This is a genomic window from Photobacterium makurazakiensis, assembly GCF_050336715.1.
GTDB classification, from domain to species: domain Bacteria; phylum Pseudomonadota; class Gammaproteobacteria; order Enterobacterales; family Vibrionaceae; genus Photobacterium; species Photobacterium makurazakiensis.
Map to the genome: position 1 here is coordinate 1 of NZ_JAKJSJ010000074.1, position 15,853 is coordinate 15,853.

A 15,853-nucleotide genomic window follows, 5' to 3' on the forward strand; every position below is an offset into this window, starting at 1 on the left:
GTATTGAATAGAAATCTTCTGGCTGATTAAACACACCAAAGTCATCAGCAATCCCTTCACTTTGTATATAGGTATCTTGCCCGTTCCAGTCAACATCAGGGTTAGATAAGCACTTGGTCGAAATTGCGTAGCCTGAAAACGCGTCACTTTGTTCGGCGAATCGAATTTGAACCTGCTTTAAATAATCTATATCTAATATATAGCCTTCCAAGTTAATCCAGCGGCCTTCTTGATAAACTTCCACCCAGCTATGGATGATGCGATCAGGCGCAACTTTGAAGAGGTAGTTCGGGATAGCCCCTCGCTGTAGCTCATTATAAATGGTAAAACCGTGAAAACGAGTCGCAATTCCAACCGAACGAAGTAGTGCCATTAATAGCGTTCCTTTGGTATTACATTGCCCGTAACCATCTTTTAATACTTGGCTGGCAGGTAAACGGTCATCTTTGTTATAGCCGAAACGAATCTCATCTCGTACATAATTATAAATGGCACCAATAGCGTCATATTGAGATAGTGTTTTCCATTTTTTTGCCTCAACCAGATCTTGGATATATGGATGCATGAAATCCAGCATTGGCGTTTCTACTAGATAATCTTTTGATAGCTCGTTCATGGGTAACTCCTTTCATTGAATATGTGAAAAGAGTAACCAATGCGCTGCTCTAAAACTTGAATAAACTGGCTAACTTTTTTGAAAAATAGTTTTTGCTTGGCGAATAGTCATTCCAAACGTCTTTCGAAAAGTTCGACTTAAATGTGCACTATCAGAAAAGCCTGCCATATGAGCGGCATCTGTTGCCGGCTCTCCATTTAATATTGCTCTTACAGCACAAATCATTCGGCACCATAGCAAATATGGTCGCCAAGGAATGCCAAGCTCTTTGCTAAATAAATGAAGAAAACGACTTTCAGATAGAGACAGCTTTTGAGCAACATCAGATGCTCGCCAATTGGTTGGTTTAAGGCACTTCCCATCTAAGCACTGATTGAGTTCATGCAGCAGCTTCTTAATGCGATGATCCATGATTTGGCTTTCATTGATGAGAGGGTAATGGTTTGAAAGGTCTAAAGCTTCAAATAAAGGAGAAAGTAGTACAGTCAAATCATCAGTGTGTTCTGTAAGTCTAAAGTTAGATGAAGGTGCGATAAGTACTTTTGAAGGTTGTCCTACCAATTTCTTAGATAGCGCTATCCCTAATTCGCTAGTGGGTTCGACCAACAATATCCAGCCCTCATCAACATGTAGTTGATGCTCGACATTAGAGTCAATAATTACAGGTGTCGATATTTCATTATTATCTAGTTTGCAGCTGTAGCCATTTCTAGACCAAGCCAACTGAATCGCATGGTGACGATGAGGCGCAGCATCGATAGATGAGCCATATATGATCACTATACCTGCCTTTATCCAAACATTAGACTTCATCATTTCTCGTCTCTATAAAAATGCACTTTGTTCAAGTATTAGACTGTACCTGGCTACTTTGATTGTACTAGATGCGGGTGGGGGATCTGTGTGCTAATTGAATAAAATACATGTTGGCTCTCATTGTGAGTTATCAATTGGTTACTTTTTTTTGTGATTGGAATATTTACTCTATACTTGGTTTAAAGGGCGAATACATGATCGTCGCGGACTAATATCGAACACAACAGGATGTGTATAGCAATGGCAAATCTATTCGACAAAGCAAGGCGTGTTATTAACCAGTTGGAAGTAATGACAAATACGTTATCGATGCCGAAAGTAAAGGCTGATGAAGCCAATAACAGCGAGAAGTTAACCGAGCAATTTAGTAGTCTAGAAAATAAAACCGTGTTTATTAGTGGCGGTTCTCGGGGAATTGGCTTTGCGATTGCTAAGCGCTGCGCCCAAGCTGGTGCGACGGTAGTTATTGCCGCCAAAACAGCAGAGGCGCATCCAACGTTACCCGGTACCATTTATACGGCAGCGGAAGAAATAAACCAACAGGGTAAGGGTAAAGCGATTCCCGTCGTGTTGGATGTACGTGATGAAGCTGCGATAACAGCTGCGGTAGAGAATGTTGTTGCCGAAACAGGTGGAATAGATGTCGTTATTAATAATGCCAGTAGTATCCATCTGCAGAACATGGAAAACACCCCGAGTAAACGCTTTGATTTGATGTATTCCATTAATGTGCGCGGTACATATTTATTGACACAGGCATGCTTACCTTTTCTGCGAAAGTCTTCCAACCCACATATACTCACCTTGTCGCCACCGATTGATCTAAATCCCGATTGGTTTAAAAACTATGGCGCGTATACCAGCTCAAAATATGCCATGTCGATGATGACGTTAACTTTCTCGCAAGAGCTGAAAGGGTACGATATTGCGGCTAACTCTCTTTGGCCGAAAACGACCATCGCAACCTCTGCAATCTCGCATATGAAGAACGGAAAAAGGATCATGGAGCATTCACGTCATCCCACAATTATGGCTGACGCTTGCTATGAAATTATTACCCGTGAAGCCTCTCAGTGTTCTGGCAACTTTTTTATTGATGAAGAAGTGTTGAAACACCAAGGGGTGACAGATTTTTCTGACTATGCCTGCAAACCAGGGGCGAGCTTGCAGCGAGACTTGTTTTTAAGTTAATAAAAAAGCAAGCGGCTAATAGCTATTGCCGCTTGCATCTATTGGCGCATAACTAAAGTTGGATGTTATTAATAGTGTTATGTGATGAGCCATTAGAAACTTCGACATAAGAGTAATCAGATGACGTTTGCTTGATGTAGATGTTGTTTCCAGCCGTGTAGCCATAGTAATTGTCATCGATTAGAACACGAGCTTTAGAATCATCGCCATACTGGTCAATACCGACTGTATTATAATCAGCACCTTCTCCATAGATATCGACGTCAATCTCGTTATGATTACCGTCAGACATTGCATGAACAGAGTTATCATCACCATAGATAATGTGAATGTCTGAATCGTTAGCGTAGCCTTTTTGGGTCAATGTAACTGTATTGCCATCAGCATCCTCATCAACTTTTACATGGTTTTTGTTGTAAGCACCATATTGTTTGGTATAAATACTGTTTCCGTCTGAGTAATCATCAATTTCATTGTTTGATTTGTTACGGTAGCCGTATTGCTCTGCACCAATGTTGTTATAGTTTGAATACTCATCGGCTTCTGCTCGCGAACGGTTTTTTTTGCCGGCTTGTTTTACATAAATGTCATTGTGATCAGAATCATCATCAATATAGACTTTGGACATGTTCTCAGCATTATTAGAATAAGACGATTGATGAACATTAACGGTATTATCGCTACTTTCATCTGTTACATAAATTAGTGATCGGTTGTCATCGTAATTCTGAGCTTCTTGGTATGGGTCAGTTGCCATTGCTGTACCAGAGACAAGAGTTGCCGAAATGATAAATGCTAGCTTTTTCATGTTACTATCCTTAATTGTGCTTAATCAATTACAATGTTTCGGTTCATACCATTGATGATCACATGTGTTTGACCACCGGTTTGAGTGACTTGAGATTTAAAACTTTTAACATTACTTTTCTGTACAATTAATGCGGTATTGTCATTTCCATATTGACTTATTTCTCCCTCATTACCATTACCTTTTTGAACAATAGTTGCTTTGTTGTTATATCCCGCTTGTAAAATGATAGCGGTATTATCATATCCGTTTTCTGAAATATATGCGTGGTTACTATAACCATCTTGTTGTATTACGGCTTTATTATAAGCGCCACGTTGATGTATGATGGCTTTATTATTATTCCCAGACTGTGAAATTGCTGCTTTATTATTTGATAGACCAATCACGCTTTTTTGAGTAATTGTTGCAAGGTTGCTGTTTCCATTGCTCACTTTAATATAAGCATAATTGTCAAAGCCATAATTTATTTCACTTATATGTCCTAATTCATTTAGCGCAAGGTCTCTTGAATATGCATGATTTTGTAAACAAAATAGACCGATATATATGACAACAGCTCCATTTAACTTTTTCATCACACATCCGTCTTTGCATTTTGATTCGTAATTTAATTATCGTTTTTGCAAAAATATTCTCATTAAACGAAAAGTTGATTTTTTTGTGACATATTCGTAGGAATGAACTATTTATTCCAGTAAATGACTCATTATTTTGGATTAAGTTTAGGTTCAGTGCTGAACTATAGTTTATTAGTGTGCTTTGCAATCAGTTGCTTAGGTAAATAGAGCGAATGAATAAACACTGCCTAAAGACAATAAAAACTTTGATAAATGGATTTTCTTGCAAAGAAACGAGAGAAATTTATTTATGAGTGCGAGTGTACGAATGAATAATTACTAAAGAGTTGCTATTAAATAAGTAATTGGTGGGGGTGGCTAACTCAGAAATGAAAAAGCCCTCCAAAGGAGGGCTAAATAGTTGAGTATTACTTTTTAAATTATCGGTTGATTTTTAGCCATGTACTGTTGAATAATCGGGTTGTTGAGATCTTCTTCTCGTAGAGTAGTCCATAAACCAGTTTGAATACCATTGACAATGACATGAACAACCGCGGCATCAATCGCTGACATTACAGCTACATTGACGGGCTCATTTGTTGTATAGCCTAACTCAGCCTCAAGTAAATCTTTATAGTCAATAAACTTGAATACCCCAGTTTGTACTTCTTGGGAGTAAATGGTTTTGCTAGTCGTAACACTGAGCAAAATCCTACCACTTCTCACATCGACAGCTCGTACATTAACGGTTACCTGATCAGCCCTAAACTGGCCAGAAGCACCAATACCAAGGTAGCGTGCTCCAACGCCTCCCGTTTTTATATTAGTGTCGTAAGCAACGATACCGCCTTCGAACATGATATTAGCAGACTCAAGGGAGGGAAGGTTATTGCCATGGTTAGCTACAACTTCATCTTTCTTTTGAGCAGCTCGAATTATTTTTCTTTCTGTGAGTAGGTTTTGTAACCCTTCACGCTCTAGAGGGATAAACCACTTTGAATCGAGTAACGATGTCATGAGTAGTGCAGCAGCTCCCTGTGGTACTGCTGTAGAAAAGTTACTGTTTGGTTGTGGTTTATACTGACCACTTTGATCTCTAAAGTCATAGACTGATACATAAACCTTGCCCTTCGGAAGAGGGAGGCTAACTAAGTCATTGTAGGTTGCACCTCTTGCCATTAAGTTGGGCTTTTCGTCAATCTCTGGGGTGCCCATAGACAGTGAACAACCACTTAATATGACAGGAAACAGAATTGCTAAAATCAATCTCATTGCTGTACTCCATTACATATCAGGCACTAAACCACTGACTTGGATAGTTGATGATTCCCCAGTTTCTTTATCGGTGATTTGAATGGTTAATTCACCATTGTTATCTACGATATTTAATAAGAAATCATCTGTTGCAAGCTGCCCAGTATTCCCATTTCCGACATCAGAAAGTAATTGGCTAATCAATCGGGATTCAAGACTAGCAGCGAGTCGGTCCAAATCAGATTGTTCATCAAGTAAACTACTTGCATCAGGGTTTTTGTGGTCATTAATAGCATTAGCTATCCCCAGTAAGTGATTACTGTTTAATGGACTACCACCAAAATTTGGATTTACAGGGGTGTAGATAAGTTCGGAAGCTTCTGTTCCTATGCTGAAAGATAATACTCCGAGCATATATACAATTTTTCTATTCATGATTAATCCCTTAAATTYCATCATGATCAACATCAAATGTATCTTTTAAATAACGTTCAATTTTCCAGCGAACAACATAAGAACTAATTGCACTTACCGCATCATTTACTCTTTGCTCAATTTGCGTCCGACCAGGGGATATCGCGGTTCTATATATTAAGTTTTGACGGTGATAAACACTCATAATACTTCCGCTTAATGCTGTTGGCCTTTCTTTCACTGTTAAATTTTCAGCAAGGTTTTCAAACTTATCACTCATTTTTTGAGCGAAAAGCGAATAAAATAATTCACCAATATGTGTAAATGTCCGGTCAATAATAATACCGTCAATTTCAACTAAGCTATCCAATGATTCAATACTATCTTTACTTTCAAGTGGTGGCCCATTCTCTAAGGGCTTTTTTTCTTCAGCATAAATGGTCGAACTGAATAGAAAAATTAATAAAATTACAGATAAAAAGCTTCTTTTCATACGGGTACGTTATTGTAGTAATTGTCTTTAGCCCACATAAATGCCTGTAAACGGTTTTTTGCGTTAATTTTTTTAAAGACATTATGAAGGTGTGACTTAACCGTATTTTCACTAACAAAAAGGCTAGCTGCGATTTGTTCGTTTGATTCACCTAAGATGAGTAAATCGAGTATTTCTTTTTCTCTTGTGGTTAAACTCGTACTAGGGTTGATGTTAAATTTTAATTGAGAGCGTTTTCTATAAGAGAGAATGATTTCTTGGCTTAAACTTCGGCTTAACCACATCTCACCCTGTAAAATGGACTGCATGCCTTTTTTAACACTTTCTAAATCATGGTATGTATAAAAAACGCCAGCTATATTGGGCCAACTTAGGATGGTTTTATAATCCGTTTCTTTCGGTGTGTTAATCAAAACCTCATTAGTTTCTAATTCGTTAGATGTGACAAATTTATAATAGTCTTGATAGTTATTTTCATTGATATAGGTAAAGTCGATAATGACAAGGATTGGCCCTTCATTTAAGTAGGAGATAGTTGTAAATTTGTCAAATGTGACCATCTCAATGCGGTTGTTAAGTTTCTTTTCTAAAAATTCCTTAAACAAACACGATTGAAGGCTAGAGTCACAGATGAGAAAAATCCGCTTTAAATTACTGCAGGACATCAACATTTCCTTATTACAAATGAAATTTACTTTCATTCTTAAAGTTAGAACAATACAAACAAACATCAAGATAATAAAAATGTTACATTTGTTTATTTCATAAGCCAATGAAATTTAAAGTAATTTATTTTAAGAGATAAAATTTTCATAAAACATCAAAAAAATAGCATTTTATTTTTACAAAATACGAACTGTTTGGTTAGCATAAGTATTGTACTTGTCCTAACAGATTGTTTAGCATGACTAAATCTACTATTTTTGATTGCCAATCAAACTACGTGGCACAATTGTGTTTGTACTGTGCTGAAAGTGGTAGGTATGCAAAGACAGTGCAGGTAACGTGGAATATGAGGTATCAATGCAGCAGTTTTTAAAGAATATTTATCAATATATTAATTTTGATAAGGAGCCAGACCTCTTCGTCGCTAAACAATCTTGGGAAGATAGCCTACCGACTTTATGGCTATTAGGTAAAACCGGTGCRGGGAAATCCTCTCTGATTGAAGCCGTTACTGGTGATAGTTCAGTCGATATTGGTAATGGCTTTCAACCTTGCACGCAATCTTCATTTACTTATTCTTTTCCAGCGGCTAACCCGTTAATTCGTTTTCTTGATACTCGAGGGTTATCTGAAGCCAGCTATGATGCAAGTGAAGATATTGCCCAATGCCAAGCGCAAAGCAATGCGCTGATTGTGGTGATGAAAGCGGAAGAGCCTGAGCAGAGCGACGTGATTAGGGCGCTAAAGCAAATTCGTAAAGACGGACAAATTAAGCAGGTGCTGGTGGTTCATACCGGTGTATTAGCTATTGCTAAAGCACTGCGCTCACAAGCGGTTGATTACAATCAACAGCAAGTCGAGTCCGTGTGGGGGGAAATTTGCCCACATACCAGCGTCGACTTTGTCGAAGCACACTCGGCCGAATCAAGCTCTATAGAACAAGATCCAGCAGTGAATGACTTCTATGGTCAAGCTGAGTTGATGCAGAGTTTGAGTGATGTGCTGCCGGTGTTGTTTTTGTTACTTGATAGTCAGCAACATAAAAGTCACGAAGCTGAGAACTTTGCCAAACTGCAGCGTGAAATCATGTGGTATGCCAGTACAGCAAGTGCTTCAGATGTATTGCCGGCTGTAGGGTTGGTTAGTGTGCCTGCAATACAAGGTAAGATGCTACACAGCTTGGGTTGTCATTACGGGGTTGAATGGAACAAGCAACGCTTTACTGAATTTGCCAGTTTGCTGGGTGGGAGCTTTGCGGTTAAGTACCTCACCAAGCTAGGGGCTCGGCAAATTGCCAAGTTTATCCCAGTTTATGGCCAGACGATTGGTAGCGCAGTGGCAGCGGCGATCAGCTTTGGTGTGACCTATGCCATTGGCCGAGCAGCATGTATGTACTTATACCATATAAGTAAGGGAGAGCCTGTTTCATCAGATGAGATCAAGGCTGTATTTGAAACCGCATTGAAGCAAGCCAAAGAGAGCCGAGATAAACATGAAACGAACAACGAATAGTTTGGGGTTAATGGCAAAGCTCTCTGGTGGCGTCATCCCCTTATTGCTGCTGGCTGTGGTATTCCCCGTTTTGGTATTAGCAGTCATTGGGCTTGTCTCTGTCTTTCGTGATGATTTGTGGCTTGTGTTAGCTGCATCAGTGTTGAGTAGTGCCCTTTTGGTTTTCGCCATTTACGTATGGCAAGCCAGAAAAGCCAAGCAAGTGCTCACGGGTGATGAGCAGACAATGAGTGATTATGAGGTTGCACCATCAGCGGAATGGGGGGAGTTCGACAAGCAGGCATTCCAAGGTATTAAGCAACAAATTCCTATTTTATTACAGCAAGATGACTCATGGGGGTCTCTTCGAGAGCATGGTTGGCACTTATGTTTTGAAGTTGCAGGTCATTATCATAAAGATAAACAAGCTGGCGAATTAGCGTTTACAGCGCCTGAGTTTCTTTTGATGCTAGAGGAAGTCAGCCGACGCTATCGCCATTTTCTGCTTAACCACGTCCCATTTGCTGAAAAGCTGAGTATATCGACGCTCAAATACGGCTACCAAAATAAAGACAAATTAGATAAAGCCAAGCAAGTTTATTCTATCTATCGTGTATTTCGTGCCATGACGCCTGCAGGCTTATTAGCTGAAGCAAGAGGGCAGATCTTTGGGAAGATTTTTGATGAGGTGAGTGACGAAGTTCAGCTGCAGCTAAAGCGTGTCTTTCTTCAAGAAGTTATCTCTGTTGCCATTGATTTATACAGCGGCCGCTTTGGCGCAACAGTGAATGAGCTACCAACAAGCCTTCAAAAACAGGAAGACGATACGCACCATGCAGGCATTCTTGAGCCATTACGTGTTGTTGTGATTGGACAGGTAAGTGCCGGTAAATCATCATTCATCAATGCTTTCGTGGGCAGTTTAGTGGCAGAAACCCACCTATTACCATCTACAGATAAGGCCATTATTCACCGTTGTGAAATAGATGGTGTTGATTTTATCCACTTGGTGGATTTACCTGGGCTAGATGGCAGCCTTGAAAACGAAGAGACAATTCTTAATCATGCTGTAAACAGCGATATTATCTTGTGGGTAGTCAAAGCTAACCAACCTGCACGTCAACGTGATACTCAATTCAACGAAAAACTAAATGCGTTTTATCAATTGCCGGAAAACCGCAGCCGAAAACGCCCAGCAACCATTTTATTATTGAATCAGGTCGATCGCCTCAAACCAGAAACAGAATGGTTACCGCCTTATAACTATACTGTGCCAACGTCGGTAAAAGAGCAGACGATTAACGCTGCAATCGCGTTTAATGTTGAACAATTACAACCTGATGAATGTATACCGCTTTGTGTTAAAGAAGGCTGCGAGCCGTATAACCTAGAACTGGTGGCGGAGAGTTTATTGGCGGAGTTTGAAAATGGTGTGAACACTCAACTGAACCGCAGACGTTTAGAGCATAGAAAGCTTGATACCGCTGAGCAACTAAAAAGGTTGTACAAGTTGGGTAAAATGACGTTTAAGCGCATGAAGTAGCAATCTATATTGATTCAATTAGATAATTTCTTGTTATGTCGTAGGGCAAAAAAGGCTCTAGATTAATTAATCTAGAGCCTTATCAATAGCTTTAAAAGGCTTTAAATCTCGGCAGTTTTGCGAAGATTAAAGCTCGATAGTCACAGTTTCGCCATCAACAGTTAGCGCTAGTGTGCTGCCTTCAAGCTTATGAGACACTTCAACTTGTTCGCCGTTGTTTTTGTTAGGAACGAGAAGCGTTAAGATGTTGTGTTCTTTCGATGCGCCGAACTCAACTTCCACGTGACGGTGGATTTCAAGATCTTTGAACTCGTATGGGTCAACGTCACCGAAGCCTTCAACATTCTTCACAGAAGTGATGTTGTCAGCAGAGTCGTTGATGAAGTTCACGTCTAGGTGTGCTTTCTCGCCACGGATAGTGAATGACTTGTCAGCCACTTCGTTAGCGAAAGTAGTGTGCATCAGCCAAGTCATGTCTTTCTCTTCAGTAAGAGAAGCCTTGTCTTGCATAACGAATACTTTTCCTTTCACGAACCAGATCTTACGCTTGTAAGACTCGATTTCAGGAACAAAATACTTGTAAGATGCTGTCGCATCACCTTCAACCATCTTCACATCCGATTCAGTATCGTAATCTGAGATAGTACCGCCAGCTTCAATACAGAAGCGGTCTTGGTGACCTTCGTAGCCAGTGTTTTTGTTCTCGCCGTACTGACCTTTACCGCCAAATAGTGGAAGGTTTTTAGAGAACGTTTGACGACGCCATTTTGTGTGCATATCTACACCGAAACCACCGTAGTAACCAGTGATTGATGCTAGTGTTTCACCGAATGCGTGTAGGGTAAACGCATTTTGGTCACCGTGAGAGTGGCTGATTGAGCCAAACGGTGAACATTTGAAAACCATGTGGATATGGTTATCGCGCTCAGTCATCTTGTTGTGGAATGCAGCCCAACCAGTGATTGGGAATACTTTCAGTAGAGGATCGTTTGACGGTGCTTTCTCTTCTGGTGCATCCCATAGAATGTTGAAGCGAAGATCGTCGTAACCAAAGTCCCACCAACCGAAGTTGTAGAATTTAGTGTGCGCTTCAGTGTCACGGCCTTTAAGTTGGTTGTAGTACCAAACGTACTCAGGCTTTTGGTTAACGCCTGCGTAGTGTTTGATGTTGTAAGCCAGCTTTAGACCCGGGAAATCACCAATTGAAGACTGGTCACAGAAGCTCGCACGCTTCGAGTGAACAGGCATGCAGTATAGCGGGAAGTCACCTGTGTTCTCGTAGAATGTTTTGTTGAACATGTCTACGCCACAGTACGCTTTCAGTAGGTCGAATGCTTCGCCTAGGAATGCAGTTTGTGTGTTCCAGTAGTCAGGGCCTTCAGCCCAACCGCCATCTACGCCACCCCATGGTGGGTAATGTACTGCGTAGTATTCTAGCGCGTAAGCGATGTATTCGCCTGCTTTCGGGTGATCGTGGTAAAGCGCGATACACGTCGGGATAATTGCAGAAGAAATTGAACGTACACCATGGCTATTTAGTGGGTTATTTAGTAGATCAACCGTCACACGTAGGTGGTGCATGATTTCGTCAAGACGCTCAATAAGTGCATCTTGAACCTGCTGACGTTCTTCATCAGTAAAGTAAGCGTGTAACCAGTCGTAACCCCAAGCCATTGCTGCGATTACGCGGAATGCCGCTTCATCGTTGTATCCACGAGAAGTGACACCTTCAGGATCGTAAGTAGACAGCTTTAGAGTCCAAGCTTTTGCTTTTGCGATTAGCGCTTCGTCTTCCTTCACGATACCAGCAATAGCTAGGTTACGAGTTGCGTTAAGTGCCATTTGGCAATCAACGTACATTTGACGCCAGTAAGGACGCCACAACGAAGCTTTACCTACCGTTTCTTCAGGGTAAGGCTGTGGCTCATCATACGGTGCAGTTTCAAGGAACTTGGCCGTAGAGTTTTTGAAGAAGTCATCGAACATGCAGTGTGATTCGTCTGCCTGCACGTTTGCTTTAAATTCTGCTAGATCTTTAGCTTGAACCAGAAGACGAGGACGCTCTTCGCTCAAGTTGTCTAGGAATGATAGGTCGAAGTCACGCTTTTGTACTTCGATAGGGAGTAGGTCTACAAGGTTACCTGCTGAAGTATCATTCTCCAGCTTCATCTTCCTGATCGCGTCAAGAGATTTTTCGTTGCTCATGCGAACTCACTTATTACAATATGTTGTTTTAGGGGTAACAAAACACTTTATGCCTTATTGTAATACAATAGTAGGATTGTTCTCAATGTCAGGCGTGTTTTTTTTCATTCTTTTGTGAGGCTAATCGCGCTGGAAAAATTGAAAGAGGTTAAATAACTGAGAGCTTTATAAGTTAATAGCCTCTTAAAATGCATCGTACATATATGCAGATACATTTTCTGCTGAGAACAGTGGCACTGAATTTAATGCTAGTCTGGATTGAGAAAATATTCGCTTGTTGCTTGTAAATTAAGTACTTAATAGTAGGGCACGGAGGCTTGGTAAGCTTCGCAAAGAGGCAATGAGAGGTAGCAAATACACGAGAGTGCTTTTGCGTATATGCGAAACTTACCTGTGTATGGAAAGCGTTGTTACCGGTTAACGATGCTTAATTTTCCTCGGCACGACCTCAACACCTGCTTGATAGCGCCCAGCAATCGCGTTTAATGTCAGTTCAAGGGCATTGTCGGCAATCAACTCGAACTGCTGAGGAAGGGATTGGATCTTGATTGGAAGAAAATCGAGTAATCGGTTATCACCGAAAGTGGCGAGTTGGGTTTTGCTCATTAATTCTGGATTTGCTAATAAACAATCAAGCACACCTTCGAAGAGGGTATATGAGGTCGCTAAAATAGCATCGGGCATGGTGCCGTTGTCGATCCATTGCTGAACTTGTTTCTGGCCTTCTTGCTGGCTGAAATGCTCACCATTAGCGGTGATTGTCGGAATTTCCGGCTTATTATCACGTGTGCTATAAGCACGAATGGCAGAAAGAAAACCTTGCTCACGCTCTTTCGATACCCCTAATTCGGGAACCGCGCCCACCAAACCAATACTGTTGATATTTTTAGCCAATAAGCTTTCCGTTAGGGCGAATGCCCCGTCGAGATCCTCACTGATCACGGAAGCAAACGTTTCGTCATCTAACGCTCGGTCAAGAGCTATTATTGGAATGCCGCTGGCCTGAATCTGTTTGTAGAAGCTGTTGTCAGCGGGTAGGGCACTTGCTACCAATAAGGCATCAATACGGCGGCTAAGCAGAAGCTCTGCAACTTTCATCTCAGTTTCAATGTCATCATCAGAACAAGAGATAATTAGCTGGTAGCCCGCTTTACGAACATTGCTTTCCAACAACTTCGCAAGTTTGGCATAACTACTGTTTTCAAGATCAGGAATGATCAAACCAAATGATCGACTACTGCCAGCACGTAATGAAGTTGCAGCATGATCAGGGCGGAAGTTATGTTCGTTCACCACAGCCATGACTTTTTGCTGGGTTTTTTCACTGATCCGATACTTTTTTGCCTTACCGTTAATAACGTAGCTTGCGGTAGTGCGAGAAACCCCAGCAAGTTTTGCGATCTCATCTAGTTTCATTCTGACTTCTTATCGTTATACCACTAAGCAATAGCGTGGTGAGCTAAATCTAATTTGTGCACTTGATCATATATTCGCAAATGATCTTGGCTAGAACAATTGCAATATTAGCTGAAACCATTCAGCATGTCAGCTGAATGGTTTCAGCAAAGGTATCAAAATCTAAATTTCTATGCTGAAACCTTTTATTGAACCTGATGCTGAATCGATTCAGTCGGTATGTAAAGCATCAACTAAACTGAACATTAGGCTGATACCTAGCCACAGGTTAATAACGCGGAGTGAATGCATGTTGTCATTATCAACGAGTGATATTCAGCTAAAGCAAGCTGCAACGAACAAACAAGAAGCAATTAAAGCTATTGCAGCAGGCCTTGAACAACAGGGGCTAGTCGAGCCGGGTTATGTCAATGGCATGCTAAATCGAGAAGCGCAGAATTCGACGTTTCTAGGCAATGGTATTGCAATCCCACATGGCACAACAGATACCCGTAATTTAGTGAAAAAAACGGGTGTGTGTGTTCATCATTTCCCACAAGGTGTGAGTTGGGGTGACGGTAAAACAGCTTATCTTGCTATTGGTATTGCCGCTAAATCTGACGAGCATCTTGGCATTCTAAAGCAGCTCACTAAAGTGCTGTCGGCAGATGGCGTTGAAGAGAAGTTAAAGTCGAGTACGAGCGCAGATGAGCTTATCGCTATTTTAAACGGTGAAACTCAGTTGGAAGCCGACTTTAATACCTCTTTGGTTCAGCATCAATTTCCGGCAACGGATGTTATTCAGTTAACAGCAGTGGCTGCGGGCCTTATTAAGAATCATGGCGCAGCGAGTACTGAATGTGTTGCTGATGCTATTGCCAATGGAGCGACGCATATAGGACAGGGGCTATGGTTGGCAAAGAGCGCTAAAGGTGTATCTAAAACGACGTTAGCTTTTGCCACACCAACGCATGTTTTTGAAGAACAAGGCCAGCCAGTAAAAGGCTTGCTAATGGTTGCTGCATGCAATGGCTCGCACCTGAATAACATGAACTACCTGTCACAACTGCTTTATAAGCAGCAGGCTGACAAATTGTTCAGTACGACTGCTGATCAAGTTGTTTCGTTATTAACGGAAGAAGTTATTGAAGGTAATACGGAGATCTTCACGATTCGTAACTCACATGGTTTACATGCCCGCCCAGGTGCGATGCTGGTGAGTGTCGCGAAGAAGTTCGAATCGGCAATCTTGGTTTCTAACCTAAATGGCGACGGTAAAACGGTGAATGCTAAGAGCTTGATGAAGGTCATCGGCTTAGGCGTGAAACATAGTCATCAATTGCAATTTACCGCGCAAGGTGACGATGCAGAACAAGCACTTACCGCGATTGGCGAAGCTATCGCAGATGGTTTGGGTGAGGGGAAATAATGACTACCGTATCAAAACCAAAAGTTGTGACGATCACGCTGAACCCGGCGTTAGATCTAACGGGTAGCCTAGATGCGCTTGAAGTTGGTTCTGTGAATCTGGTTAATCAAGGCAGCCTTCATCCTGCTGGTAAAGGGGTAAATGTCGCAAAAGTATTGGCTGAACTAGGTGCTGATGTCACGGTAACTGGTTTATTGGGGGCTGATAACCAAGCAGCCTTCTGCCAGCTATTTGAACAGATTAACGTCAACGATGCGTTTGTTCGTGTAGAAGGGGCGACTCGCATCAATGTGAAATTAGTTGAACAGAGCGGCCGTGTTAGCGATATCAATTTCCCTGGTGTCAGAGTTAACGATAACGACATTGCACGGTTCGAAGAAACACTGTTTGAGTTGGCAAAAAGTCATGATGTGTTTGTCATGGCTGGTAGCTTGCCACAAGGCTTATCACCCGAGCAGTGCGCGGTTTGGGTAGAAGAGCTACATCGTAAAGGGAAACATGTATTTTTCGATAGCAGTAAAGCGGCATTGTCTGCAGGTTTAGAGGCGTCGCCTTGGTTGGTTAAACCCAACGAGGAAGAGCTTGCTGATTGGGCTGGCAAAGAATTAAACGATCAACAAGCGTTAATGACAGCAGCTGAGCAATTGGCGACTAAAAATATTGCCAATGTGGTGGTGTCATTAGGTGCGGCAGGGGTGATGTGGCTAAACAGCGAAGGCTGGTTACGTTCTCAGCCACCCAAAATGGATGTGGTTAGCACGGTTGGCGCAGGGGACACCTTAGTTGCAGGCTTGTGCTGGGGACAGCTTAATAAATGGAATAAAGAAGAGACATTGCAATTTGCGACAGCACTATCAGCACTGGCGGTAAGCCAAGTTGGTGTCGGTGTAGAAAACATCGAGAAGGTGTTGGAAGTAAAAGAAAGTGTCCAACTAGCAAACGTGAACAACTAATTCGGTTTAGAGGGTGAAG

General features: G+C 41.5%; 15 protein-coding genes. 5 read left to right on the forward strand and 10 right to left on the reverse strand.

The features are described from left to right. Both L4D09_RS24935 and L4D09_RS24940 read right to left on the reverse strand, forming a co-directional pair. Nucleotides 1-616 (reverse strand): transglutaminase-like domain-containing protein (locus L4D09_RS24935; protein ID WP_428460248.1); only part of this gene is annotated, 616 nt, incomplete at its 3' end. A 69-nt stretch (nucleotides 617-685) separates the two neighbouring features. Next, nucleotides 686-1,432: a helix-turn-helix transcriptional regulator gene (locus tag L4D09_RS24940; protein WP_428460249.1), complete on the reverse strand. Its 747-nt coding sequence runs from the start codon at nucleotides 1,430-1,432 to the stop codon at nucleotides 686-688. A gap of 240 nt (nucleotides 1,433-1,672) precedes the next feature. Here L4D09_RS24940 and L4D09_RS24945 point away from each other — a divergent pair, with 240 nt between their 5' ends. After that, a complete protein-coding gene (locus L4D09_RS24945) occupies nucleotides 1,673-2,623 on the forward strand; it encodes an SDR family oxidoreductase (protein ID WP_428460250.1) in 951 nt (316 codons plus the stop codon). A 52-nt stretch (nucleotides 2,624-2,675) separates the two neighbouring features. Here L4D09_RS24945 and L4D09_RS24950 read toward each other — a convergent pair whose 3' ends face one another. The 6 genes from L4D09_RS24950 to L4D09_RS24975 all read right to left on the reverse strand — a co-directional run bounded on the left by L4D09_RS24950 (nucleotide 2,676) and on the right by L4D09_RS24975 (nucleotide 6,817). After that, nucleotides 2,676-3,431, reverse strand: coding sequence for a hypothetical protein (locus tag L4D09_RS24950; RefSeq protein WP_428460251.1), 756 nt, complete (start codon nucleotides 3,429-3,431; stop codon nucleotides 2,676-2,678). Between the two features lie 20 nt (nucleotides 3,432-3,451). After that, complete coding sequence (locus tag L4D09_RS24955) at nucleotides 3,452-4,009, reverse strand: hypothetical protein (RefSeq protein WP_428460252.1); 558 nt, start codon at nucleotides 4,007-4,009, stop codon at nucleotides 3,452-3,454. A gap of 417 nt (nucleotides 4,010-4,426) precedes the next feature. Continuing rightward, a complete protein-coding gene (locus L4D09_RS24960) occupies nucleotides 4,427-5,263 on the reverse strand; it encodes a CsgG/HfaB family protein (protein WP_428460253.1) in 837 nt (278 codons plus the stop codon). Nucleotides 5,264-5,275: 12 nt separating this feature from the next. Then, a complete protein-coding gene (locus L4D09_RS24965) occupies nucleotides 5,276-5,680 on the reverse strand; it encodes a curli assembly protein CsgF (protein ID WP_428460254.1) in 405 nt (134 codons plus the stop codon). A gap of 10 nt (nucleotides 5,681-5,690) precedes the next feature. Then, the gene (locus L4D09_RS24970; RefSeq protein ID WP_428460255.1) at nucleotides 5,691-6,152 is read right to left on the reverse strand and encodes a CsgE family curli-type amyloid fiber assembly protein; all 462 of its coding nucleotides are present in this window, start codon (nucleotides 6,150-6,152) and stop codon (nucleotides 5,691-5,693) included. Beyond that, entirely contained in the window at nucleotides 6,149-6,817 is a 669-nt protein-coding gene (locus L4D09_RS24975; RefSeq protein WP_428460256.1) for a LuxR C-terminal-related transcriptional regulator, read from the reverse strand. The genes L4D09_RS24970 and L4D09_RS24975 overlap by 4 nt, the downstream gene beginning before the upstream one ends. A 358-nt stretch (nucleotides 6,818-7,175) precedes the next feature. Here L4D09_RS24975 and L4D09_RS24980 point away from each other — a divergent pair, with 358 nt between their 5' ends. Both L4D09_RS24980 and L4D09_RS24985 read left to right on the forward strand, forming a co-directional pair. After that, nucleotides 7,176-8,330 carry a YcjF family protein gene (locus L4D09_RS24980; protein WP_428460257.1) on the forward strand — a complete coding sequence of 385 codons (1,155 nt, stop codon included), beginning with the start codon at nucleotides 7,176-7,178 and terminating at the stop codon, nucleotides 8,328-8,330. Next, nucleotides 8,311-9,852: a dynamin family protein gene (locus L4D09_RS24985; protein WP_428460258.1), complete on the forward strand. Its 1,542-nt coding sequence runs from the start codon at nucleotides 8,311-8,313 to the stop codon at nucleotides 9,850-9,852. Before L4D09_RS24980 ends, L4D09_RS24985 begins: the two co-directional genes overlap by 20 nt. 126 nt (nucleotides 9,853-9,978) lie before the next feature. Here L4D09_RS24985 and L4D09_RS24990 read toward each other — a convergent pair whose 3' ends face one another. Both L4D09_RS24990 and cra read right to left on the reverse strand, forming a co-directional pair. Next, complete coding sequence (locus L4D09_RS24990) at nucleotides 9,979-12,057, reverse strand: DUF4962 domain-containing protein (RefSeq protein WP_428460259.1); 2,079 nt, start codon at nucleotides 12,055-12,057, stop codon at nucleotides 9,979-9,981. Between the two features lie 417 nt (nucleotides 12,058-12,474). Beyond that, nucleotides 12,475-13,473, reverse strand: coding sequence for a catabolite repressor/activator (cra, locus tag L4D09_RS24995; protein ID WP_428460260.1), 999 nt, complete (start codon nucleotides 13,471-13,473; stop codon nucleotides 12,475-12,477). A gap of 289 nt (nucleotides 13,474-13,762) precedes the next feature. Between cra and fruB the strand changes: the two genes are divergently transcribed. Then, nucleotides 13,763-14,881, forward strand: coding sequence for a fused PTS fructose transporter subunit IIA/HPr protein (gene fruB / locus L4D09_RS25000; RefSeq protein WP_428460261.1), 1,119 nt, complete (start codon nucleotides 13,763-13,765; stop codon nucleotides 14,879-14,881). Beyond that, on the forward strand, nucleotides 14,881-15,834 hold the full coding sequence (gene pfkB / locus L4D09_RS25005; RefSeq protein WP_428460262.1) for a 1-phosphofructokinase: 954 nt from the start codon (nucleotides 14,881-14,883) through the stop codon (nucleotides 15,832-15,834). Before fruB ends, pfkB begins: the two co-directional genes overlap by 1 nt. The last annotated feature ends 19 nt before the right edge of the window (nucleotides 15,835-15,853 follow it).

Coding starts and splice junctions, on each gene's coding strand:
- L4D09_RS24965 (WP_428460254.1), bottom strand. CDS start 5,680: ATGAATAGAAAAATTGTATATATGCTCGGAGTATTATCTTTCAGCATA.
- L4D09_RS24940 (WP_428460249.1), bottom strand. CDS start 1,432: ATGATGAAGTCTAATGTTTGGATAAAGGCAGGTATAGTGATCATATAT.
- L4D09_RS24975 (WP_428460256.1), bottom strand. CDS start 6,817: ATGTCCTGCAGTAATTTAAAGCGGATTTTTCTCATCTGTGACTCTAGC.
- L4D09_RS24945 (WP_428460250.1), top strand. CDS start 1,673: ATGGCAAATCTATTCGACAAAGCAAGGCGTGTTATTAACCAGTTGGAA.
- L4D09_RS24955 (WP_428460252.1), bottom strand. CDS start 4,009: ATGAAAAAGTTAAATGGAGCTGTTGTCATATATATCGGTCTATTTTGT.
- L4D09_RS24990 (WP_428460259.1), bottom strand. CDS start 12,057: ATGAGCAACGAAAAATCTCTTGACGCGATCAGGAAGATGAAGCTGGAG.
- cra (WP_428460260.1), bottom strand. CDS start 13,473: ATGAAACTAGATGAGATCGCAAAACTTGCTGGGGTTTCTCGCACTACC.
- L4D09_RS24950 (WP_428460251.1), bottom strand. CDS start 3,431: ATGAAAAAGCTAGCATTTATCATTTCGGCAACTCTTGTCTCTGGTACA.
- L4D09_RS24985 (WP_428460258.1), top strand. CDS start 8,311: ATGAAACGAACAACGAATAGTTTGGGGTTAATGGCAAAGCTCTCTGGT.
- L4D09_RS24960 (WP_428460253.1), bottom strand. CDS start 5,263: ATGAGATTGATTTTAGCAATTCTGTTTCCTGTCATATTAAGTGGTTGT.
- fruB (WP_428460261.1), top strand. CDS start 13,763: ATGTTGTCATTATCAACGAGTGATATTCAGCTAAAGCAAGCTGCAACG.
- pfkB (WP_428460262.1), top strand. CDS start 14,881: ATGACTACCGTATCAAAACCAAAAGTTGTGACGATCACGCTGAACCCG.